Annotated in this window: 21 protein-coding genes, 1 pseudogene and 1 other annotated feature; of the genes and pseudogenes, 4 read left to right on the top strand and 18 right to left on the bottom strand. The window is 44.6% G+C overall.

Annotated features, from left to right (window positions below; translation table 11 throughout):
• Window positions 1-59 precede the first annotated feature (59 nt).
• From FOC72_RS05745 to FOC72_RS05775, 7 genes are all read right to left on the bottom strand, one after another.
• Window positions 60-1805 (bottom strand): ABC transporter ATP-binding protein, encoded by a 1746-nt coding sequence (locus tag FOC72_RS05745; protein ID WP_002895789.1) that lies wholly within the window; start codon window positions 1803-1805, stop codon window positions 60-62.
• The gene (locus tag FOC72_RS05750; RefSeq protein ID WP_002895792.1) at window positions 1798-3564 is read right to left on the bottom strand and encodes an ABC transporter ATP-binding protein; all 1767 of its coding nucleotides are present in this window, start codon (window positions 3562-3564) and stop codon (window positions 1798-1800) included. Before FOC72_RS05750 ends, FOC72_RS05745 begins: the two co-directional genes overlap by 8 nt.
• 18 nt (window positions 3565-3582) lie before the next feature.
• Window positions 3583-4194, bottom strand: a complete 612-nt coding sequence (locus FOC72_RS05755; RefSeq protein WP_002895793.1) for a TetR/AcrR family transcriptional regulator — start codon at window positions 4192-4194, stop codon at window positions 3583-3585.
• Window positions 4195-4367: 173 nt separating this feature from the next.
• Entirely contained in the window at window positions 4368-4784 is a 417-nt protein-coding gene (locus FOC72_RS05760; RefSeq protein WP_002895795.1) for a GNAT family N-acetyltransferase, read from the bottom strand.
• 50 nt (window positions 4785-4834) lie between these two features.
• Window positions 4835-5500, bottom strand: coding sequence for an ABC transporter ATP-binding protein (locus FOC72_RS05765; RefSeq protein ID WP_002895797.1), 666 nt, complete (start codon window positions 5498-5500; stop codon window positions 4835-4837).
• Window positions 5501-6562: an ABC transporter permease gene (locus FOC72_RS05770; RefSeq protein WP_002895798.1), complete on the bottom strand. Its 1062-nt coding sequence runs from the start codon at window positions 6560-6562 to the stop codon at window positions 5501-5503. It lies immediately after the preceding gene.
• 67 nt (window positions 6563-6629) lie between these two features.
• On the bottom strand, window positions 6630-7238 hold the full coding sequence (locus FOC72_RS05775) for a TetR/AcrR family transcriptional regulator (protein ID WP_002895799.1): 609 nt from the start codon (window positions 7236-7238) through the stop codon (window positions 6630-6632).
• A gap of 109 nt (window positions 7239-7347) precedes the next feature.
• Between FOC72_RS05775 and FOC72_RS05780 the strand changes: the two genes are divergently transcribed.
• Window positions 7348-8073 carry a hypothetical protein gene (locus FOC72_RS05780; RefSeq protein ID WP_002917414.1) on the top strand — a complete coding sequence of 242 codons (726 nt, stop codon included), beginning with the start codon at window positions 7348-7350 and terminating at the stop codon, window positions 8071-8073.
• Between the two features lie 90 nt (window positions 8074-8163).
• On the opposite strand, the gene FOC72_RS05785 is transcribed toward FOC72_RS05780, so the two are convergent.
• Together FOC72_RS05785 and FOC72_RS05790 are read right to left on the bottom strand one after the other, a co-directional pair.
• Complete coding sequence (locus tag FOC72_RS05785) at window positions 8164-9201, bottom strand: zinc-binding dehydrogenase (RefSeq protein WP_032914184.1); 1038 nt, start codon at window positions 9199-9201, stop codon at window positions 8164-8166.
• A gap of 180 nt (window positions 9202-9381) precedes the next feature.
• On the bottom strand, window positions 9382-9852 hold the full coding sequence (locus tag FOC72_RS05790) for an SP_0198 family lipoprotein (RefSeq protein ID WP_002895802.1): 471 nt from the start codon (window positions 9850-9852) through the stop codon (window positions 9382-9384).
• A gap of 234 nt (window positions 9853-10086) precedes the next feature.
• On the opposite strand from FOC72_RS05790, the gene FOC72_RS05795 reads away from it, so the two are divergent.
• Both FOC72_RS05795 and FOC72_RS05800 read left to right on the top strand, forming a co-directional pair.
• Window positions 10087-10554 carry a GNAT family N-acetyltransferase gene (locus tag FOC72_RS05795; RefSeq protein ID WP_002895803.1) on the top strand — a complete coding sequence of 156 codons (468 nt, stop codon included), beginning with the start codon at window positions 10087-10089 and terminating at the stop codon, window positions 10552-10554.
• A gap of 132 nt (window positions 10555-10686) precedes the next feature.
• Window positions 10687-11832, top strand: coding sequence for a cobalamin-independent methionine synthase II family protein (locus tag FOC72_RS05800; RefSeq protein WP_032914186.1), 1146 nt, complete (start codon window positions 10687-10689; stop codon window positions 11830-11832).
• A gap of 123 nt (window positions 11833-11955) precedes the next feature.
• Here the strand turns inward: FOC72_RS05800 and FOC72_RS05805 are convergent, their stop codons facing one another.
• The 9 genes and pseudogenes from FOC72_RS05805 to trpX form a co-directional block, all read right to left on the bottom strand.
• A complete protein-coding gene (locus FOC72_RS05805) occupies window positions 11956-12783 on the bottom strand; it encodes an alpha/beta fold hydrolase (protein WP_002895805.1) in 828 nt (275 codons plus the stop codon).
• A gap of 150 nt (window positions 12784-12933) precedes the next feature.
• Complete coding sequence (locus tag FOC72_RS05810) at window positions 12934-13326, bottom strand: YbgA family protein (RefSeq protein ID WP_002895806.1); 393 nt, start codon at window positions 13324-13326, stop codon at window positions 12934-12936.
• Window positions 13327-13484: 158 nt separating this feature from the next.
• Window positions 13485-15890, bottom strand: a complete 2406-nt coding sequence (gene pheT, locus FOC72_RS05815) for a phenylalanine--tRNA ligase subunit beta (RefSeq protein ID WP_002895808.1) — start codon at window positions 15888-15890, stop codon at window positions 13485-13487.
• A gap of 247 nt (window positions 15891-16137) precedes the next feature.
• Window positions 16138-16647, bottom strand: a complete 510-nt coding sequence (locus tag FOC72_RS05820; protein ID WP_002895810.1) for a GNAT family N-acetyltransferase — start codon at window positions 16645-16647, stop codon at window positions 16138-16140.
• A 45-nt stretch (window positions 16648-16692) separates the two neighbouring features.
• Complete coding sequence (pheS, locus tag FOC72_RS05825) at window positions 16693-17742, bottom strand: phenylalanine--tRNA ligase subunit alpha (protein ID WP_002895811.1); 1050 nt, start codon at window positions 17740-17742, stop codon at window positions 16693-16695.
• 282 nt (window positions 17743-18024) lie between these two features.
• On the bottom strand, window positions 18025-18759 hold the full coding sequence (locus tag FOC72_RS05830) for an ABC transporter permease (protein WP_002895812.1): 735 nt from the start codon (window positions 18757-18759) through the stop codon (window positions 18025-18027).
• Window positions 18756-19506, bottom strand: a pseudogene (locus FOC72_RS05835) (ABC transporter ATP-binding protein). The gene FOC72_RS05830 and the pseudogene FOC72_RS05835 overlap by 4 nt, the downstream one beginning before the upstream one ends.
• Window positions 19507-19726: 220 nt before the next feature.
• Complete coding sequence (locus FOC72_RS05840; RefSeq protein WP_002895815.1) at window positions 19727-20026, bottom strand: AbrB/MazE/SpoVT family DNA-binding domain-containing protein; 300 nt, start codon at window positions 20024-20026, stop codon at window positions 19727-19729.
• A gap of 110 nt (window positions 20027-20136) precedes the next feature.
• The gene (gene trpX / locus FOC72_RS05845) at window positions 20137-21144 is read right to left on the bottom strand and encodes a tryptophan ABC transporter substrate-binding protein (protein ID WP_002895817.1); all 1008 of its coding nucleotides are present in this window, start codon (window positions 21142-21144) and stop codon (window positions 20137-20139) included.
• Between the two features lie 125 nt (window positions 21145-21269).
• Window positions 21270-21504: a binding site (T-box leader), on the bottom strand.
• A gap of 171 nt (window positions 21505-21675) precedes the next feature.
• Between trpX and fbpA the strand changes: the two genes are divergently transcribed.
• A complete protein-coding gene (gene fbpA, locus FOC72_RS05850) occupies window positions 21676-23325 on the top strand; it encodes an Rqc2 family fibronectin-binding protein FbpA (RefSeq protein ID WP_002895820.1) in 1650 nt (549 codons plus the stop codon).
• Window positions 23326-23332: the final 7 nt, after the last annotated feature.

Below are 23332 nucleotides of genomic sequence, written 5' to 3' on the forward strand. Positions count from 1 at the left end.
TTATACCATTCTTTTATCAGATGAAAAAAAGCAAGCCGTTGGCCTGCTGTTTCAGGTTATCACTCCCCCATCTCAATCCGCCAGCTGGCAGCAGTTTTTCTTTCTTGGATAAACTTACTGTAAATGCCTTGTTTAGCTAGTAAGTCTTGGTGTTTGCCTTGTTCGGCAATGCGGCCTTGATCCAGCACCAAAATCTGATCTGCATGCTCAACTGTCTTGAGTCGGTGGGCAATCATGATAATGGTCTTATCGCTAGTCAGAGCCTGAATAGCCTGCATGAGAGCTTCTTCGTTTTCTGGATCAACATTGGCTGTTGCTTCATCCATAATGATGATAGGCGCATCCTTGATAATTGCCCGAGCAATGGAAATGCGCTGGCGCTCACCTCCAGAAAGACTGGCACCTCCTTCACCTATCTTGGTATCATAGCCATCAGGCAGCGAGAGAATAAAGTCATGACAGGCTGCTTTCTTGGCAGCTTCTATCACTTCTTCCTGACTGGCCTCCGGCTTGCCAAAACGAATGTTATTGGCAATGGTATCCTCAAAGAGATAGACGCTTTGAAAGACAAAGCTGAAATTACGAATCAGGCTGTCATAGCTGTAATCCCTGACATCATGCCCGTCCAGACTGATACTTCCCTGATCCACATCCCAGAAGCGGGCGATGAGATTGCAGAGCGTTGTTTTGCCTGATCCAGAAGGTCCGACCAGGGCAGTTGTCGTTTTTTCTGGAATGGTGAGGGAAACCCGGTCAATAATTTTCTTATTCCCATAAGAGAAGCTAACATCTCTCAGCTCAATCCGGCTACTCTTAGGCTCAATATCCTGACCGCTGATGTCCATCGGCTGGATAGCCAAGACTTGATTGACCATGTCAACCGACAGATCAACAATGCGCAGGAGAGAAGAGAATGAGCCAACGCCGTCTAGATTTTCATAAATCATAAAACCACTGACAATCATCATAATGGTTACCAGCAGCTCCATACTGCCATTGAGATAAAAATAAATAGAGAAAAGCCCCATAAAGAGACCGGTCAGTTTGGTCACGATGCCTTGGAGGGCAATGAAAGGTGAGGTCACGAGTGTCATTTTGGTATCTAGCTGACTCTTGCCTTCAATAGCTTTGGACAGCTTCTTGGCAGAACGGTTGACCAGATTATAGTTCTTTACTTCAGCAATTCCTTGGCTGTACTCCAAAACAACGGCTACTAGGTCCATATCCGCCTGATACTTGTCATCAGAAATCTTGCCAACTTGCCAACGCATGAGGGTATTGGGCAGGAGAAAGAGGACGAGACCCACCAAGAGAACCAGACCAACCCGCCAGTCATAAAGAAAAACCAAAATAGTGATGAGGCCAGTTGTCAGAAATCCCTGCACAGTCATCATAACCACTCGCGTAGCCACATCAGACAAACCTTCCAGCGTATTGGTCGTAACACTGGTAATCTTGCCCAAACTATTTTGATTAAAGTAACCCATGGGTAGATAGCGCATGTGCTCGGCAATTTCAATCCGCTTCTGAGCACAGGTATGATAGCCCGCTTCCGTCTGCAACATGGTGATTTTCAGGGTAATCCAGACGTTTAGTACGGTGGATACCAGCATGATACCCAGAGCCAGCCAGAAAGTCTGCATAGAGAGATTCTTCTCAATCAGTCCCATAACGACTAGGCCGATTGCTGGGATACGCAGAGCGATGATAAAGGACTTGATGACGCCCAGATAAATGGATTGATAAAATTTCCTACGGTCCTCTGACGTACAGAAATCAAAGAATTTCTTCAGTATATTAAGCATGAGTCAGCCCTCCTTCCATCTCACCACTATCCCTGGTTGCAATATGGGCTCGCCACATGGAAGCATAAAGCGGACTGGCTGTCAGCAACTCTTCATGCCGGCCTCTAGCTTCAATCCGACCATCATTGACCAGAACTATTTGGTCTGCACTCATAATCGTAGACAGCCTGTGAGCAATGACAATCAAGGTCCGACCCTCAATCAGACGAGCTAGACTGGACTGAATCCGCGCTTCATTTTCCGGATCTGTATAAGCAGTCGCTTCATCCAAGATAAGAATCGGCGCATCCTTAAGCATGGCACGGGCGATGGCAATCCGCTGGCGCTCACCACCAGATAGATGCCCGCCGCCAGATCCGACCTGCGTCTCAAAGCCGTTTTCTAAGTTCATGATAAAGTCATAACAGCCACAGCGACGGGCAATTTCGATGACCTCTTCATCAGAAGCTGCTGGATTTCCCATCCGGATATTTTCCATAATAGTCTCATCAAAGAGATAGTTATCCTGGGTCACGTAAGCAATCTGCCGACTGTAATAATCTAGCGGAAGCTGGCGAATGTCCAATCCACCATAGGTAATCTGACCAGAAGTGACATCCCAGAAAGAAGCTAGAAGCTTGGCAATTGTAGACTTACCTGAGCCTGATGGCCCAACTAAAGCATTGATGCTGCCAGACTTAATATCTAGCGAAATACCATGCAGTACTTCCTCTTCACCTGTATAGCCAAAGCTGACATCCATCATAACTAGATCCCTTCCTTTTGGAAGTTCTCGCAGCTCCTGAGGCCTTTTCAAATCAGGCTTTTCCAGAATATCAATGACTTGGCCAAAAATAGTCCCGATTTTCCGTAAATCGTCCATGTAACTAGCCACTAAAATCAGAGGAGTCAGAAGACTGAGCGAAAGAATAATCATCAGAATGAAATTGCCAGCAGTCAAGCTACCTTGCAGATAGAAATAACAGCCAGCCGGCAGCAGAAAAAGCAAGCCTGATGGCAAAAATGCAGTCACAATGCCCATCTCCAGATTGAACTTGCGCATCCACTCAATAAAGCAGTCTGCTCCTTCTCTAGCAGCCGTCACAAACTTATCGTAAGAGAACTTTTCCTTGCCAAAAACCTTGATAACCTCAATCCCATTGATGTATTCCACCGCTGTATCATTGAGCTTTTTGGTCTTGACCAGAGTATTTTGATAGTCTGCTTCGCTATTGGCAACCATACGCATATAGGCCAGCGCCACGATGGGAATAGTCAGGAAAGACAGCAAAGTCAGCCGCCAATCAATAACCAGCATAGCAATGAGCACAATAATCGGACCAAAAATCCCAGCGGTAAACTCTGGAATCAGGTGAGCCAAGGTCGTTTCGGTCGCATCCACCCGCTCAACGATAATGTTCTTATAACTTCCTGATGACTGACTAAGCACTGTACCCAGAGGCAGCCTAGCTAGCTTGTCTGTCAGGCGGTGCCGCATTTCCGCTAGAATCTTAAAAGCAGCCGTATGCGACAGCATGGTGGAAATACCGTGAAATCCCCAGTAGCCAATCCAGGCCAGACCCGCCCATGCCGACTGCAGCAGGTAGAAATCCCAGTTTTTATTGCCAGCCAAGAGCTGATTAATCATTCTACCAATAAAGAAATAAGGCAGAAATCCTGAAATCACAGAGGCAAAGGCAAAGATCAGACTGAGCACAAAATATATCTTATGAAGGGAAACAAAATCCCAGATCCAAGCAAGGACAGATTTTTTCTTCATAGAATTTCCTTCTTTCTATCAAAAACCTAGCAAACCTCCCCAGTCAAACAAGTCCATGATGGAATGGCAAAATTCCAGCGCCTGCTCTTGGGGCCAGTCTTGAGCCAAGGGCTCAAATACAGCAGTGTAATAAGCTGTCATGCACGATCGCAGAAACTCGTGTTTGACCAAATGATTGATCTTCCCCTCTTTGTAAGCCAGCTCCAAATAGCGATAAGTCTCGTCTGCAGCCAAATGAGGCAGACGCATCCTAAAGTCCGCTTGCGAAGATCCCTGAGATTTAAAGAGCAAGAGCTGCATAATATCCTTATGTTCATAGAGAATCCGCATCAGGGACTGGAGATCCACCAAGCGATGGGCCCACATATCAGACAGGTGCCCCTCTTCTAGGAAAGCATAGTCACGTCGCTTCTGCTCTTGTCCATACTGGTCTAAGGCTGTCAGAGTAGGCTCAAGCAGGGCAACAAAGAGACTGTCCTTACTCTCATAGCGCTTATAAAGAGCCCCAGTCGTCAAGCCAGCAGCGCGACAAATTCTCCGCAGTGAAGCATTCTGATAGCCATAAGCTAAGAACTCACTCCTCGCGCTTTCCAAGATTTTTTCGTTTAACTCATCTGTTTCTTTTTTCATGCTTTCAATTCGATAACACTGTTATCGCCTTTCTTCTTTTATTATAAATTCTGACAATTTAAGTGTCAAGGAAAAACAAAAAAGACCGAGAAATATTTTCATCGGTCTAGTTCTATTCCTTTTTTTCTTGTAAACATGACAAAAGGAGCTTATTAACAAGCTCCTCTAAAAATTTACTTTTTATCAGGTGCATAAATCATGCCAGTACAGTCGAAATCTTCCTGTCGGCGAAAGCCGAGCTCTCGATAAAAAGCTAGATTTTTATCTGACTGCTCCGTTGCCAGTTGGATTTGGTAAACATCCTTAAATCTTCCCAACGTCTGCTGAAGAAGGCTCCGGCCAATCCCCTGACGCTGGTACTGCGGATACACCAACAAATCCTGAATAAAGACAATGGTAAGCCCATCTCCGACCGCTCGAATCAAACCAACCAACTCTTCACCATCATAGGCCGCCATCACAAACAAGGACTGATGGAAGGCTTGCTCTAACTGCTGAGGTCGATTAGTGTAATTGCTCCAACCAACCGAAGCGTAGAGGTCTAGCACTGCCGCAAAATCTAGCTGAGGATTTATTTTATAATGAATCATGGCTATCTCCTTGTTTTTTCTCTGTTTGATTGCCTAAAGCTTCTAACGCTTTATCGAACTTGAGTCAGTACTCCGTCCTGCATCTCATAAACCTTGTCAACCTCGTCCAGCAAGCGGGTATCATGAGTAATCATGACCACGCTCTTATGGAATTTCTGGGTCACCTCTTTGAGCAGATGGACCACGCGCTTGGCCCGCTCCGTATCCAGACTAGCTGTCGGCTCATCAGCCAATATAATATCTGGGCTATTGTATAGTGCTCGGGCGATAGCAGCCCGCTGCCGTTCTCCGCCGGACAATTCTTTCGGATACTGCTTGAGTGTTCCTTGTAGATCCAGCAGCTCAATCAGACTGTCTAGATCCGTCCTTTCCTTTTTAGATAAGCGGTCAATCAGCTGGAACTGGTCTTCGATTTTCAAAAAAGGAATGAGATTGGAAGCCTGCAAAATAAAGCCGAAATCATTGAAACGCAGGGCTGCCCGTTCCTTTTCCTTGAGCTGGGAAGTATCTTTCCCATGCAGCAGAATCTGTCCTTTTGAGGGAGTTTGCAGATGCCCCAGCAAGGTCAGAAAGGTTGTTTTACCTGAGCCTGACGGCCCAATTATAGCTACAAACTGCCCCGCTTCCAGTTGGAAGTCAGTTGGTTTCAGAGCTTGGACTAGCGTATGCCCCTGGCCGTATTCTTTTGTAACCCCTTTTAGTTCTATGATTGACATTTACTCACCTCCAATCGCTGTGATAGGGTCAATTTTCAGAACCCGATGAATGGACAAGAGTCCGCCAGCCAGTGACATGAAAACAATGAGGATAATTAAACCAGCATAAGCTCTCCAGTCACTGTAAAAAGGCATAGAAGCCGGCAAGACTAGCTGGGTTCCCAAGAGAGCCAAGACAGCTAAGCTGATTCCCAGAGTGGACAGGATGAAAATCTGCCAAAAAATAGAAGCAATAATCTTCCCACTGGCAATTCCTTGGGCGCGCATAATACCGTAAAGATGCGTCTTTTGGATGGTAATAATATACATGAAAATTCCCAATACCAAAAATGTAATCAGAACCATGGCCCCAATCATAAAGGAAAAAGTCAGTACCTGAGGCTGATAACCAGGGATATTTTCTATAAAATCACTCATAGAGAGCTGACTAAGTCCAGCTTCTTCAATCTTCTGACCATCCTTGACCACAAGTGCACTGATATTCTTAACCTGACTAGAGCCGTACTTTAATTCCCTGAAATCATCTAGATCCATAAAAATTACAGGTTGCGTAAAGAAGCTATTATCCTCTGTGAAACCAACAACCTGATAGAGGCGCTCACTGCCATTAAGCTGAAGCTGGTCGCCTAGTTTCACACCTTTTTGCTGCAGACGCTTATCCGCAATAACTTCATAAGCATTCTCAGCAGGACGTCCCTCAATAATGTCAGGCGCTAGAAAACTATCCCAAGAGAGACCAAAAACCTGAGCATTGAGTTTATCAGTCCCATCTTCATAATTGGCCACTGCTGACGTCTGTCCCAAAGCAGCGATTGAGCCCCCTTGAAGCAGGCGACTGTACTCCTCTTCCTTGAGAGTCGAAGCTATTAGATTCTTATTGGCGTACTCTGACAAGACGATCGACTCAGCATGCCATTGGTCCAAAGCCAAGCGATTGAGCCTAGCCAAACCGACGGAAAGACTAGATAAAAAGAAAACCATATAGGTAATGAGAAAGACCACAGCAACCACTAAACGATAGCGTCCGCGGCTGTAGACAATCTCTTTAAAAGCTAAAAACAAAACTGTCCTCCTTTGAGATATTCGAGACTATTATACCATAAAGAAGCAAGCTGGAAAAACTATCCTGTCAATCCCCCTCCATATGCTCTCTGACAAAGCCCGCCAGACCGACAGAGGTCACCCTAGCATGAAAATCACTCATTTGCTGAGCCTTATAGCGAAGATGAGCCAGCCAGTAAGTCAGTGTTCCCATAAAGGACACGGCTTGATGATTCAGGAGCAAGTCCACCTCAACCTCCTCTAAATGTGGATCAGCCAAGGAAATACTCTGCCAGAAAATCTCCCTCAGAGCTTCCTGCAACCGCCTCGAACTAGTTGGACTGCCATTTGGACCCAAAAGAATGGCCAAGTCTTCCAAGTAAGGCTCAAAAAAATGAAAAAGATTTTGTTTCTCATGGATATAGTCTTCCACTTTAAAATCCTTTTCTAACTTGAACAAGCAGGCAGATTCTAGAGACTTTTGATAATATGTCTGCAAATCACCTAGCAAGCGGTCTTCTATCTTCTCCAGCAGATCATATTTATCCAAATAATGACGATAAAAGGTACTGCGATTCACCTCTGCCAAATCAATCAATTGGCGAATACTGATAGTCTCAAAAGTCTGCTCTTTCATCAGCTGCAGCAAGCTATCCTCTATCTGCTTTTCTGTCTTTCTTCTTTTTTTCTCATACATGTCATTCACCTCAAAATGCAACAGTCTCTCTAAAATTGATGCTTGTATGCCATCCAGCTTCCACTATATAATAAATATAAGCAGAAGACAAGAACAAGAGGATCAAAAAATGAAGATTATGATCAATCAAAAGGAAGTCAGTCAAGAAAGAATTGAGCAATGGCGGAAGCAGAGAATCCTTAAAGCAGCTAAGATACTTAATCTACAGCTACCTAATACTGACAACACGGAGATTTTAGACCAAGCCCTACTGGAAGCAAAAATGAAGCTGACATACGAAGAGCTAATCCAGCAAATCGGAACCAAACTCAAATGGAGCCAATATTTGATGAAATGGGCGGCCAAATGGTCCAATAAACCACGAAAAAGAGCTATCATCACGATTTTTGCAAATGGACTGACTGCTGCTTCTTTCAGTAAAATGCTAGAAAAGTTGATGTTAGAAAAGACAAATGTTCATAAACGAGTCAATCTTGGTGCCTGTCCAGACCATTATGCCTTGCAGCCGTACGGCAGCAAACTGGAAGTCATTGAGACAGCAGGAAACAGCCCGCTACCGACACAGTTTTTTCTTGACCTTGGTGGTGAAGCTGAGATAGAGGAGCCTCGTGATGCGTCTTATCCCTTCCAAACTGTCGGTGCTGCCAGTCTAGCAAATGGTTGCAATATCGGTGGAATTCGCCATCAATTTCGCGACACAGAAAAAGGCCTAGAAGCCCGATTCTGCGTCGAATTTCCCGGCCTTTGTCCAGACAGCCTTATCAAAGAACACCAGCTCCACCTGGCTGCCGAATGGTCAAGATGGATAACTTGGTGCACAGAGCATAAAGAATGAATTTCCTTTCATGAAAAGAACTACCAAGCCATGCAAAAACAGCCCACTGCCATCTTAAAGAGACCGCAGCAAGGCTGTTTTCTTCTTTACCTAATCAAAGACAATCATGGACTTAATAGTCTTGCGTTCATCCATATCTTTATAAGCTTGATCGATATCTTCCAGTTTGTAGCTTGAAGTAAAGACCTTCCCCGGATTAATATCGCCGTCAAGAACTGCCTTGAGCAATATTTGCTTGTCGTAAGTCGTGACAGAGGCTGCTCCGCCTGCCACTGTAATATTTTGAGCAAAGGTAGAACCAAGTGCTCGGTTATTATAGTGTGGCACACCGACAAAGCCTAAGCGGCCGCCGTTGTGAAGGACTCCTAGAGCTTGATCAACAGCAGCTTCTGTTCCAACACATTCCAGAGCTGCATCTGCCCCGCCACCAAGGATTTCACGGACTTTGGCAATTCCTTCTTCGCCACGTTCTGCCACAACAGCTGTCGCACCGGATTCCAAGGCCATCTTTTGTCGATCTTCGTGACGACTCATAAGAACGATTTGGGAAGCGCCACGCATTTTAGCTGCGATAACAGCGCATTGTCCCACAGCTCCGTCAGCAATCACGACCACCTTATCACCAGGCTTAACATCTGCCACTCGCGCAGCATGATAGCCGGTTGGCATGACATCAGCCAGTGTCAAGAGTGATTTGAGCATTCCTTCTGTATAATCAGAGGGCTGACCAGGGATTTTGATAAGAGCCCAGTTCGCAAATTCGAAGCGCATATATTCTGCCTGCACCCCATTTGACCAGTTATTCCCAATATGAGAATCACAAGTGCCATCAAATCCTGCTCGACAGGCATCACATTGCCCGCATCCATGAGTAAATGGAGCAATAACAAAATCGCCAGGTTTAACAGTCGTTACTGCATCGCCAATTTCCTCGACAATTCCAATCGCTTCGTGCCCACTATTTTGATGGCCTGCTTCAATATCTGGACTGCGGTAGCGCCATAGATCAGAGCCACAGACACAGGTCCGAACAATCCGAATAATGGCATCATCTGCCTCAATGATTTGCGGACGATCAATCTCAGTCAGCCCAACTTGGCCCGCTTTTGTATAAACTGCTGATTTCATCGTTTCTTCTCCTTTGATATCTTTATAGTAACTATTATACAACTTAGGGCACCCCATAAGTCAAATTTTTGGTATCATTTACGATAAAATTCTCATAAAAAAGGAAACTCCTTTCTCAGAGTTTCCTAGTTAGATTTCCTCACTGCTCTTCCTGTTGTCCTGAGCAGAATGAGAAGCACTTTACTGCTTAGTAAAGGTCATAGTGTCTGGATCATCATCCAATTCATCCACAATCAGCTGATTGCCATTTTGGCGGTAACTTTTGACATCATCGCCAACAATCAGTCTTTGATTAGCACTATCTACTTGTACCTGCTTGATTTCCTTACTGCCATCGACCTCGGTCTCAGTCCAAGTACCAGTCGAACCATTGATTTCTAGGACATGCTGGTCACCATCATGGTCGGTTGCTTGGTAGCGCCCATCTAGATTTGTAGCCTGCCCTGTATTTGATGATGACGAAGGCTGATTAGAGGAAGATGCAGCTGATGACTGCGAAGTCTGATTTTGCGCAGATTGTGATGTTTGGCCTTGTGTATTCTGTGATGAACTAGTATTCCCTCCTTGGTTAGTATTGCCTGAGCAGGCAGCCAATAGGACTGCTGCTGTCAGAGATAGAATTCCGATAAAGGCTTTTTTTGTAATAGTCATATCGCTTTCTCCTTTTTCTACATTTGTAGTTTATACTTATATTCTACACTTGTCTGTTTCATTTGTCAAGAAAAAGCAGTTTTTACCATAAGGAAAATACATCTAAAGGAAATGACTCACTCTGACTGAACTTTGCTATTCAGACGCCAATTGTTCTGATAGGTTTCCCGAGCTAACTTGACAAAATAGTTCCCTGTCGTATAATGATTCTTAAAAAGATAAAAGGAGAAGATTATGCCAATCAGAAAAGCCCAAGTCAGCGATATTCCTGAACTCCAAGAACTCCTTCAGCAAATCTTGCTTGTCCACCATCAGGCTCGTCCGGACATTTTCAAGGCCAAGGGCAGCAAGTTTAGCAATGAAGAATTAGAGAAGATTCTGGGTCAAGAATCCACCCCTATTTTTGTCTTTGAAAATGAAACTGGAGGAATCCTCGGTCACCTCTTTTGCTCCATCAAGGAACCTGTCAGTCCTATACTCAATCCCATCAAAACACTTTTTATTGAGGACTTATGTGTGGATGAGAAAGCCAGAAGGCAAAAGGTCGGCGAGCAGCTTTATCGCTTTGCAGAAGACTATGCTCGAAAAATCGGCTGCTATAATCTGACTCTCAATGTTTGGAACGACAATGTTGGAGCCCTGCGTTTCTATGAGCGATTAGGGCTTCAGGCTCAGGAAACAGTGATGGAGAAGATTCTTTGATCTTGAAAGACAAATTTTAGGAAGCGCTAGCAATAGTTTTCGGCTATACTCTACCAGTATAATTAACTATTTTATTTGCCGAGGAATTTTCGATACAATAGACCGTAATCCCTAATGAAAGTGAGAAATCTTATGACAAAATCAAAATTTCAACTAGTTGGATCTCTTCTGCGCCCAGAAAATCTGCGCCAGTATAAAACAGAAATTGAGCACCGCGATGATATTCAATATCCCTTCTACGACAGCTTCCCAGGCTACCATGAGACGGAGACAGCAGACATCAAGGAGATTATCGCTGAGCAAAAGGCTAAGGGTATTGACATCCTGACGGATGGAGAATACTCCAAGTCTATGTGGCATCTGGACTTTGTCTGGGGACTTAAGGGAATCGAGCGCTACATTGCTGACCACGGCTATACCTTCAAGGACCACGACGGCGGGCAATACGAGACCCGTAAGGATATTGGTATCCGCATCACAGCGCCACTCTCTGGTAAAAACCATCACTTTATCGAGATTTATAAGCTAGTCAAGGAAGAGGCTGCTGGTGACGATACCAAGCTGACTGTCTGGGGACCTGCCCATGCTTATACTGAGTTAGCTGTCTTTGACCGCTTGGCAGGACCGGGACAAGTTTATGAGTCCAATGAAGACTTGAAAAAAGGCTTGATTCAAGCCTACAAAGAGTTTTTGGACGACTATAAGGCTGCTGGCGGACAGATTATCCAGTTTGACGACTGCCTCTGGGAACTCTTTGACGAGTCCAATCCTGCTAGCTTCTTTGCGGAGGGCAATGCTAGTCTGGCTGACCTGGCAGACGAGTTTGTCGCTATTAATAACGAAGTTGTAGACTACGCTCATGAGCTAGGACTGACTGTCTGGACCCACAACTGCCGTGGCAACTACGAAAGCCGTTCTGCTGCTGAAGGCACCTACGAAGCTATCGCGGAAAAATTCCTGCGCGACCAACACTATGATCGCTACTTCCTAGAGTGGGACAGCGATGTAGCTGGTGATGTATCAGCTCTAGCAGCTTTTAAAGACAAGGATGCAGAAGTCGTTTTAGGACTGCTCTCTAGTAAGACGACAGGCTTGGATGATGAAAAGCGTGTCCTAGACCTCCTCGAGAAAGCAGCAACCGTTCTACCAAAAGAGCGTCTCCTGCTCTCCCACCAATGCGGCTTCGCCTCTTGTGACTCTGGAAACGAACTCACCATTGAACAACAATGGGCCAAAATCAAACAAGGCCAAGAAATCGCCCAGAAATTCTGGGGATAATAAGCAAAAAAAGCGGTATGACCGCTTTTTCTATGCTTTTAAAATCAATTGTGAGCTGAATTAGATCTCTTTGATGAACTCCAGTTTCATCTACATCTGTTCAACATATTAAATCTTGGAGTATCAGGAAAGTTCAATTCGCTTGAGCCAATTTTCAACCAAGGCCGTAAAGAGAGCCTCTTGATCTATCTGTGCATTGTGGCCAGCAAGATCCATTACAGCATGAGTTGCCCTTGGATAATAGTGAGACAGCTGGGCTAACTGCTGGAAGCCCACGACTTGGTCCTGCTTTCCTGCTATAAAAAGACTGGGCTTGTCATAGCTCTTTTCCTGTATCTCTTGATCCACTTCAAACGAAAAAGCATAGTTTTCTTGCAGCTTTTGGACAAAGGGAGCATTCATCATCTGAAGCCCTACTAGGATTTCTTTTGCAAACCGTCGATAAGTTTCTTTAGTCTGTAAAATCGCTAAATCAACGAAATCTTCGCTTTTGCCTGCTGTATCAAAACCTACCTCTCTAATTAGCAGGCTGTCTTTTGGCAGAATTCTTTCTTGCGGATTGGGTACAACTACTGGACAAATAAGCAGCAAACCATCAATCTCCGACCTTTTCTTAGCCAAAATTCCTCTAGCAAGATAGCCACCATAAGACTCTCCAGCTAAGAGAAAGGTGTGTCCGCTGATTACAGTCTCTATAAAGTTCAAGAGCATCTCTAAAATCGCATCCGCACTTGCAAAAGCAGGATTGGCATCAGACTTACCCATGCCAGGCAAATCTAAATATATCCTTTTATAGTCAGCATGTTTCTCAAAAATAGGTTCCAAACATCCTTCCATCAATTCAGATGAACAGCCCAAACCATGAATTGCCAAGACTGGCTTTCCTTGACCAATCACTTTATAATATAATTTATTTCCCTGATAAGTAAAAAACATTTTTTCTCCAATCATACCTTAAAGACACGTTTTGCTCGAGGTGGAGCCTGTATCGAAACCAGTCAAAATAATATTGTTTATGAGCCTAACAAATTATTCTTACCATCTACACCCCTCAAAGCTACTAGACGAGCAAGCTTATTCTTTCCCCTTGATTTCAGTTCCTCATTCTTCATCACCAAATAACAAAGTGGATTTCTGCAGATAAGGATTGGGATACTTGACTAGCAGGTTCCTTACAGCTGTTACCAAGTCTTTCTGCTCAGCCTGACCGGATTGGTAACGAAGCAAAAGATGCATAAAATCTTCTTTTTCAGTCGTACTCGCTTTTTTCTTAAAATAGCCCCATATATGCTGAAAGGCATTGCTGACCTGACCACGATTTTCAGGCAAGGCTACCGCCTGGTCAATCAAGCCTTGAACATGTGCTGCTTCCACCGAGTCGCTTTTTAGATATTTGCGGATTTCCAGATAGATCTTACTGGAATGACTGAGAACCAGATATTTATTTCTAGCCCAAAGAGTCTGACATTGGGATATTTGGTTTGAATTTTCCATAATTACTTTTCCTACTGATTTTCAATTTCAAACACTACTCGTTCATCTGCATCACTGCTCGCATCCTAGTAAGATAGAAAGCAAATCAAATATGATTTGAATAGGTTTTCGAAGAGTATTAATCAAAATCCCCAATCACATGACTGGGGAATAATTCATTAACGCAACTCTGCGCCGAGTTTTTCGATCAGAGATTTTTCGATTTTTTCCATGTATTTAGCCACTTCCTCGTCAGTCAGGCTAGCTTCTGGATTTTGGAAAGTCAGGCTGTAGGCCATGGATTTGAGACCGACACCTAGCTTGTCACCAGAGAAGATATCAAAGAGCTTAATATCTGTCAAGCGCTTAACACCAGCAGCTTGGATTGCATCAAGGACCTCTTGGTGAGTGATTTCAGCCTTGAGCAAAAGGGCCACATCACGGCTGACAGCTGGGAATTTAGTGATTTCCGTAAATGGCTGTGCTGGCTGGAGCTGCTCTTCGATAGCAGACAGATTGAGCTCAGCCACATAAGTTTCAGGAATGTCGTAAGCCTTGGCTGTCGCAGGATGGACTTGGCCGACAAAGCCGACAGGCTGGCCATTGATAGAGATTAAGGCAGTACGCCCAGGATGCAGGCTCTTAATCTGGTTGCTAGCTGCGTATTCAGCTTTCAAGCCCAACTTAGCAAAGAGTGCTTCCACTACACCCTTAGCATAGAAGAAATCAACTGCTACTGGCTTGGTCTGGAAGTCTTTTTCATTAACCAGACCTGTCAAAGCAAAGGCAAAGCTATTGATTTCGTTTGGCAGGTCTTCCTTAGGATTGCCAGTCTGCTCAAAGACTTTACCAATCTCATAGAGGGCTAGGTTCTTATTCTTACGAGCCACATTGTAGGCTAAGGAGTCCAAAATACCGGAAACCATGTTCTGACGAAGAACAGAGCGCTCCACTGTCATTGGCCACATGAGCTCAGTCAAGTTGCTAGGATTGAGAGTGAACTCAATCGCCTTTTCTGGTGTCGTCAAAGCATAGGTAATGATTTCTGTCAGACCAACTCCCTCTGCTAAGGTCCGCACTTGACGGCGCAGTTGTTGTGTTGCAGTCAATTCACCAGCAGTCCCGTCATCTTTTGGCAGACTAGCTGGCAATTTGTCATAGCCGTAAATGCGGGCAATTTCTTCATAGAGGTCTGCTTCGATTGAAATATCCCAACGACGGCGAGGGACGCTGACAGTGAACTGTTCAGCATTTCCTGACAAGCCAAAGCCAAGTCTGCGGAAGACATCCACAATATCTGTATAAAGTAAGTCTGTTCCCAAAACTCGGTCGACATCCGCTAGACTGGATACCACTTCTATATCACTAGTGTCTAAGCTGCCAGCGGATACGATACCAGCCTGAACAGTTGCACCTGCCAAGTCTGCAATCATACTTGCTGCCGCATCCAGAGCTTCATTGACAGTTGCCACATTGATTCCTTTTTCAAAGCGGGAAGATGATTCCGAGCGCAGGTTAAGGCGACCGCTAGTCTTGCGAATTGATTTTCCATCAAAGACAGCTGCTTCCAAGACGACACGACTAGATTTCTCAGAGATTTCTGTTGCTTGACCACCCATGACACCAGCCAGAGCAACAGGCTTATCTGCCACAGTGATGACTAGGTCGCTCACTTCCAACTCCCGCTCTTCGCCATCCAGCGTCACCAGTTTTTCACCAGCACGCGCTTCCCGCACGACAATCTCGTCACCCTCAAACGTATCCAAATCAAAGGCATGCATGGGCTGACCAAAGTAGAGCAGAATATAGTTGGTCACATCCACTACATTGTTAATCGGACGGATTCCTTCGTTCATGAGGAGATTTTGCAGCCACTGAGGACTTGGGGCAATAGTGACATTTTCCAAGATACGAGCCGCGTAATAAGGAGCTTTCTCTGTCTCAAGGGCTACTGAAAGACTGTCCGCTGCCTGCTTTTCATTTTCCACCAGCGAAAAATCTTTGAAATGTACTGACTTATCATAAATCGCAGCCACTTCATGAGCCACCCCACGCATAGACAGAGCATCAGCCCGGTTTGGTGTGATGGAAAGTTCGATAATCTCATCATCCAAGTCCAGATAAGAGAAGACTTCCTCGCCCGGCACTGCTTCTTCAGGCAGGATTTGAATGCCATCCGCAAATTCCTTTGGCACAACAGAATCAGAAATACCCAGCTCACCCAGAGAGCAGATCATGCCCAGCGACTCCAAGCCCCGGATTTTCCCTTTTTTAATCTTATAATTATCCGCAATGCGAGCACCTGGCAAAGCCACCATAACCTTGATGCCTGCACGAACATTTGGAGCACCACAGACAATCTGACGGTTCTCCTCTTCTCCGACATTGACTTGACAAACATGCAGGTGGGTATCAGGAACATCCTCACACGATACCACCTCACCAACGACAATTTTAGACAGGCCCGCAGCTGGTGATGTCACACCTTCCACTTCAATTCCTGTCGTTGACATTTTCTCAGCCAGCTCAGCGCTCGCCACATCAATGTCTACTAACTCTTTTAACCACTTATAACTTACTAGCATATTTAAGATACCAAGGGCGTCAAAAACGACTGAAAAATAGGAGATTTGCTAAACATTCGACGAATGATCGCAAGTCTATCTTTTTTTCGAGTTTTTAGCCCGGGTTCAATTCCTTTCTCTATTCTATCGCTGAGGAACTTGACCGACCAAATTTTAGGGATTTGTCTGAAATCCTGATTTCAGAAACTAATCATCTAAATTTCGAGCTTTTAGGTCGTATTCATTTCCTCTCTTTAAATTTTCTTGTTTATTTTAATTTCTTGCGCAGCAGCCAGTCTGTATCTACTGTCTCGCCAGTAATATAGTCGTGCTGACTGAATTTTTCAAAGCCGTATTTGAAGTAAAAATCTTGAGCTCTAAAATTCTTTTCCCAGACGCCCAGCCAGACCCAGTCAAAGCCTCGTTTCTCGGCTTCATCTAAGGCAAATTCAAACATTTCCTTGCCCAAACCTTGACCATGATAGGTTTTCAAGACATAGATTCGCTGAACCTCAAAGGCTTGTGGCAGTTCTTGCTCTGTTTGAGCCCGGCCCCAGTTAAACTTGAGAAAACCAGCAATTTTATCATCTTTGACAACAAAATAGGTCTCTGACTCAGGATCTGCCAGTTCCTTTTCGATAGTTGCAAGCGACAGCTCATTGTCAAAATAATGAGCCATATCAGCTTCCTTGATAAAAGGACCAAAAGTTTCTTGATAAGTCGCGACCTCCAACTCTCGCAAGAGACTCGCTTCTTCTTTCTTGACTCTGACTAGCATACTGCACTCCTTTCTCAGAAAAGCTGCATCTATGAATACAGGTTTCTACTTAAACTGCTGAGAAAAACGAATATCTCCTTGGTAGAAGCCACGAATATCGTTGATACCGTAGCGGAGCATAGCTACCCGCTCTTGGCCGAGACCAAAGGCAAATCCAGAGTATTTCTCTGCATCAATGCCGCTCATTTCCAGCACGCGTGGATGCACCATACCGGCTCCCATAATCTCAATCCAGCCGGTCTTCTTGCAGACATTACAGCCGGCTCCGCCACACTTAAAGCAGGAAACATCCACTTCAACAGACGGCTCTGTGAATGGGAAGTAAGACGGACGCAGACGGATACTGCGGTCTTGGCCAAACATCTTCTGGACAATCAGCTGCAGCGTTCCTTGCAGGTTGGCCATGGAAATATTTTCTCCAACCACCAAGCCTTCAATCTGATGGAACTGGTGGGAGTGAGTCGCATCATCGGTATCCCGACGGAAAACGCGCCCTGGTGAGATCATCTTGAGTGGCCCTTTAGAAAAGTCATGAGCGTCCATAGCTCGCGCCTGTACCGGACTAGTGTGGGTTCTGAGCAGGATCTCCTCTGTAATGTAGAAAGTGTCCTGCATATCCCGTGCTGGGTGGTCCTTAGGCAGATTCATCCGCTCAAAGTTGTAATAGTCCTTTTCCACTTCAAAGCCGTCCACGACCTGATAGCCCATCCCGATGAAAATATCTTCAATTTCTTCACTAGTCTGACTAAGAATATGACGGTTCCCTACTGGAATTCGACGGCCTGGTAGAGTCACATCCAAGGATTCCTCAGCCAGTTTCAGAGCTACTAATTGCTCTTCCATCAGTTGAGCAGTCTTCTCAAAGGCTGCTGTCAGAATGTCTCGCGCTTCATTGACATGCTTCCCGATAATCGGACGCATTTCAGCTGAGATATCCTTCATCCCTTTCAAGACTTCAGTCAGTGAACCTTTTTTACCCAAGACAGCTACACGCAAGTCTTGCAGTTCTTTTTGATTCTCAGCCTTGAGCTGCTTGAGAGAAGCTAGAGTCTCTTCTCGCAAGCTTTTTAGTTGTTCTTCAATCGTTTTCGTCATTTTCCCTCCAAAATAAAAAGCGCGCCAATCTCCATAAGCGGAGCGTTGACACGCGGTACCATCCGTTTTTTATCTGGCAAGCCAGACCTTACTTATCAATCCTAGAGCAAGTGAATTCACCTAGCTTTCATCTAGAGAGCTTTCAGTCGATGGCTCCCCTCCCTGTTAAACTTCCCCTAGGTTACTGGTCTTGCGGATTGCTATTTAGTTATATTTCATTCTAACAGATTTCTAAACATTTCGCAAGCTAATCCAGCTGATTTCCACGCTCGAATGGAAGCCCTACCCTTTCATCCTCTTTTTGAAGATCCAGACAGAAGGGATAAAGAATAGGAAAGCATAGAGCAGAACCCAAAACAGATGAGGCAAAAGCGAATTCAAATCTTGAGCCAATGCCAACTGAACAGCCTTTGCTGCATGGGCAAATGGCAAGGTATTGCAAAATGCTTCAAAACCACCTCCTATCATCTCAATCGGAAGCACTGCTCCACTGAGAAAAACCGTGGCATTGACAAGAATAGTTCCAAAACCACTGACTGCATTACTGCTAGAGAAGGCTGATCCTAAAAGCAAGCCCAAGGAAATAAAGAACAAAGCCACTGGAATCAAAACCAAGAGGGCATAAAAAGTTCCCAGATTTAAGGATAAGCCAAAAATCATGGCAGTCGCAAAACTGGCTATGCCCTGTAAAAGAGCCAGAGGCAGAACTGGAATCGAATAGCCCAAAATGTAATCCACACTCCGAAGCGGAGTTGATAGGAGACGCATGAGAAAAGAGCTATTGCGATCCGTGGTCATTAAACTGCCAACAAAAATAGTTAGCCAGGAAGCACCAAACACCATCATACTTGGGGCAAAATTTTCAATGGAAAATATAGCTGGCATCCCTTTGAGGCTCTGTTTCATAAGGGACAGGGCGATAATCAGAAAGACAGGAAAACCAATTCCCATCAGACTGCTGACATAATCACGCATGATTTCTTTGAAATTGCGCTTTGCAAAAATGAAGGCTCTCATGCTAATTCCCCTCCTTCCGTATAGGACAAAAAGGCCTCTTCAAAATCCTTCTTGCCGGAAGCTTGGATAATTTCCTCTGCTGTTCCCAAGATCTGCACCACTCCCTTATCCATAATGCAAAGTCGGTCGGCCAAAGCCTCGGCTTCTTCTAGATAATGGGTGGTCAGAATCACTGTAACTTTTCCCTTTAGTTGCTCAATATTCTTCCATAACTCCCTTCTAGCCCTTACATCCAGCCCCAAGGTCGGTTCATCCAGAAACAGAATCTTGGGCTGACTGATTAGAGCCATTGCAATACTGAGCTTGCGCTGCCAGCCACCTGACAGGGACTTGGCCCGATCATGCTGCCTATCCGTCAGGTCAAATGTCTCCATCAGATGCTCTGTCTTTTGCGCCGCTTTTTCCTTAGAAAATCCATAAAGACGCGCAATCATCTCCAGATTTTCCTTGACAGTCAGCTTGGGAGCAACAGCTGTTTCCTGAGGTGAAACATTAATCATTTCCTTGACAGCATCTTCCTCCTTGCGAATGCTATGACCTAGCATTAGGGCATCTCCTGCTGTCGGTTCAACTAGATAGGACAGCATCTTGATTGTCGTTGTCTTCCCCGCACCATTAGAACCCAGCATGGCAAAGAATTCACCCTCTTCAATTTTTAGATCCAAACCATCAACAACCCGTCTTTGAGCCGTATTGTTTGGTCAAATCCTGCATCTCAACTGCATACATAAGGACATCTCCTTTCATCAGATATGAGGAACTAAAAAATGAAATGTTATTTAAAGATATGACTTTGACATCTAAAGCTAGTCACAACTTACTCATTTAGCTAAAAACTAAGCTATTTTAACTCAATTTCGAAAGAGTTTTGTATAATTTGTATAACTTCTTATACTTATTATACACCTATTCATTAGTAATAGCAAATAAAAGCAAAAGAAAAAATCTGCTCACGCAGATTTCTGTTTTATAAATCACTTTTTGAATTTTTGTCTCCATTGAAGGTCTGATTAAATAGATCTTCATAGAGCTCGTAACGCTGGATGGCAATACCTTGCTGGGCATCTGCAAAGAGGACCAGAGCATCCCCAGGTCGAATTTCAAACATATCTCTCACTTCTTTTGGAATGACAATCTGCCCCTTGGGGCCAACCTTGACCGATCCCATATAGCGGTTTTTTTGAATATCTTCTTCCATTCTTTCTTGACTAACTCCCTTTCCGCTTCTATCTCTTCGTAAAATCCACTGGAGCAAACTGCACTTCATTTGCTCTTCTCATTCACTTGAGCCAATTCTATTATACAACTGCGAGAAAGGTTTTACAAGAAGAGACTATCGAGAAAAAGAAGTCCGTCAAACAACAGACTTCCTTCTTTCTATTTGATCACTTGTCCTGCTTCTTTCAGAACATCTTCTGGTACAGTAATGCCCAGTTCTTTGGCATTTTTGGTATTGATAACAGATTTACCTGTATCGAAAATATCTACTGCAGTGTCAGCAGGTTTAGCACCTTTAAGGACTTTAGCTACCATTTTACCAGTCGCAACACCTAGGTCATACTGGTCTACAACAACAGAGGCAAGGCCTCCTTCTTCTACCATGGCTGTCGCACTTGGATAAATTGGTTTCTTAGCTTCTTTATTGCTGGACACAACTGTCGCAAAAGCTGAAGCAATGGTATTGTCAATTGGAATCCAGATAGCGTCAACCTTGCCAGTCATGACATTCATAGTTGAAGCAATTTCATTGGTCGAAGGAACAGAGTATTCCTCTACCTTGTAGCCTGCCTCTTCAGCCAATTTTTTGAACTCTTCCACTTGAGTTTTAGAGTTATCTTCGCTGCTAGAGTATAGCGCACCGATAGTTTTGACATCTGGAGTCAATTTTTTAATCAGCTCTAGCTGTTGCTTAGCTGGATTGCGGTCAGAGACACCAGTGATATTGCCACCTGGCTTGTCAAGATTTTTCACTAGGTTTGCTCCGACCGGATCTGTGATAGCTCCCATGACGATAGGCTTGTCCTTAGTAGCTGCTGCCAGTCCTTGTGCAGACGGAGTCGCAATCCCAATCAACACATCATTATCATTGGAAACCAACTGCTTGCTCATGGTAGAGACCTTGCTCTGATCGCCCTCAGCATTCATAAAGTCAATCTTAATCTTGTCTCCCTTATAGCCTTCCTCAGCCAAACCATCCTGAATCCCCTTGTAAATCAAATCCAGCGAAGGGTGGCTGACATACTGCAGCACGCCGACCTTGACTGTCTGACTGTCGCCACTAGTCTTAGTGGTGTTACCTTTGCTGTTCAAGCTGGAATAGACAATCCCACCGATTGCCAAAACGGCCAGAAGGCCTAAGATAGTTACTAATCGTTTGTTTTTCATGTTCTTTCTCCATTTCTATGTTTTATAATTTCCTATTTAATCCCTAGGGACGCCATCGTTTAAACATAGGCAATTCTCCTTGTTTTTTATAATAAGCAACAAAAAATCCTCACACAGGTATTCTGTGTGAGGGCGAAAATCGCGGTGCCACCTCAATTATGGAAAATAGCTAATATTCCCCATGTCTCTATCTTGTCATCAAACAAGCTGCACTGTAAGGTGTGCCAACCGAATTCTTATTGTTTCAAATTCATTTTATCAATTAGCCCAATTTCGTAAAGATTTGCTGCTTATTCCCACCAACCACAAGCTCGCTATAAACAAATGCATCTACTACTTTTCTAATTTCCTATATTTTAAGTTTTTCCTGAAAGGATGTCAAGACCTTTTTGAAAATTTTTATAAAATGTTCGGATTTGATTTATCGAGGCAGTTATAGGCAAAAATTAAATTACTTTTTGACGAGACTTTAGAAGCTTTTAGCTTGGTTTTTTGTTATAATTTTCTGTAGCAACTTTCAAGGAGAAAAGCATGTCTTTCGACGGATTTTTTTTACACCACATGACAGAGGAGCTCCGCCGCGAATTGCTGGGCGGCCGTATTCAGAAGATTAATCAGCCCTTTGAACAGGAGCTGGTTTTACAGATTCGCAGCAACCGCCAAAGCCACAAGCTGCTCCTATCAGCTCACTCGATCTTTGGGCGCGTCCAGCTGACAGATACCACGTTTGAAAATCCAGCTGTTCCCAATACCTTTATCATGGTGATGCGCAAATACCTGCAGGGCGCTGTTATTGAAGCAATCCAGCAAGTGGAGAATGACCGGATTTTGGAAATCAGTGTCTCCAATAAGAACGAAATCGGCGATAGCGTGGCTGTGACTCTGATCATCGAAATCATGGGCAAGCACAGCAACATCATTCTCTTGGATAAGGCTAGCGGTAAGATTATTGAGGCTATCAAACACGTCGGATTTTCGCAAAATAGCTATCGAACGATTCTGCCGGGTTCAACTTATGTCGCGCCTCCTCAGACTGGCAGTCTCAATCCTTTCACTGTGGGCGATGAAAAGCTCTTTGAAATCCTACATACTGAAGACTTAGAGCCCAAACGCCTGCAGCAAATTTTTCAGGGATTGGGGCGGGATACGGCTACTGAACTCAGTGCCCGTCTGACAACTGACAAGCTCAAAACTTTCCGAGCCTTCTTTGCCAGTCCGACTCAGCCAAGCCTGACCGAAAAATCCTTCTCTGCTCTGCTATTTTCCGACAGCAAGACCCAAATCTGCACCTTATCCGAGCTTTTAGACACTTTCTACAAGGACAAGGCGGAGCGCGATCGGGTCAACCAGCAGGCCAGCGAGCTCATACGCCGAGTAGAAAATGAGTTGGAAAAGAACCGAAAAAAACTAGGTAAGCAAGAGGAAGAGCTCCTAGCAACGGAGAATGCAGAAGAATTCCGCCAAAAAGGGGAACTCTTGACCACCTTTCTCCATCAGGTGCCCAACGATCAGGACCAGGTAGAGCTAGACAATTACTACACAGGTGAGAAGATTATCATCTCGCTTGACAAAGCCCTAACTCCCAACCAAAATGCCCAGCGCTATTTTAAACGCTACCAGAAGCTCAAGGAAGCTGTCAAACACCTGACCAGCTTAATTGAGGAGACTCGGGCTACGATTCTCTACCTAGAGAGCGTGGAAACAGCCCTTGCTCAGGCCAGCCTGACTGAAATCGCAGAAATCCGAGAAGAACTAGTCCAGACTGGCTTTATCCGACGGCGCCAGAGAGAGAAAATCCAGAAAAGGCAGAAACCGGAGAAATATTTGGCAACAGATGGCCAAACCATTATCCTAGTTGGCCGCAACAATCTACAAAATGATGAGCTGACGTTTAAGATAGCCAAGAAAGACGAGCTTTGGTTCCACGCCAAGGATATTCCAGGTAGTCATGTGGTCATCACAGGCAATCTTCAGCCCAGCGATGAAGTTAAGACTGACGCTGCTGAGCTAGCGGCCTACTTCTCCAAGGCCAGACTCTCTAATCTGGTCCAAGTAGATATGATTGAGACTAGAAAACTCAATAAACCAACTGGTGGCAAGCCAGGATTTGTCACCTATACAGGCCAGAAAACCTTGCGCGTCACACCAGATGAAGAGAAAATTAAAAGCATGAAGATATAAAGTTACC

The sequence above is a fragment of the Streptococcus sanguinis genome (genome assembly GCF_013343115.1).
In the GTDB taxonomy this organism is placed as follows: Bacteria; Bacillota; Bacilli; order Lactobacillales; family Streptococcaceae; genus Streptococcus; species Streptococcus sanguinis_H.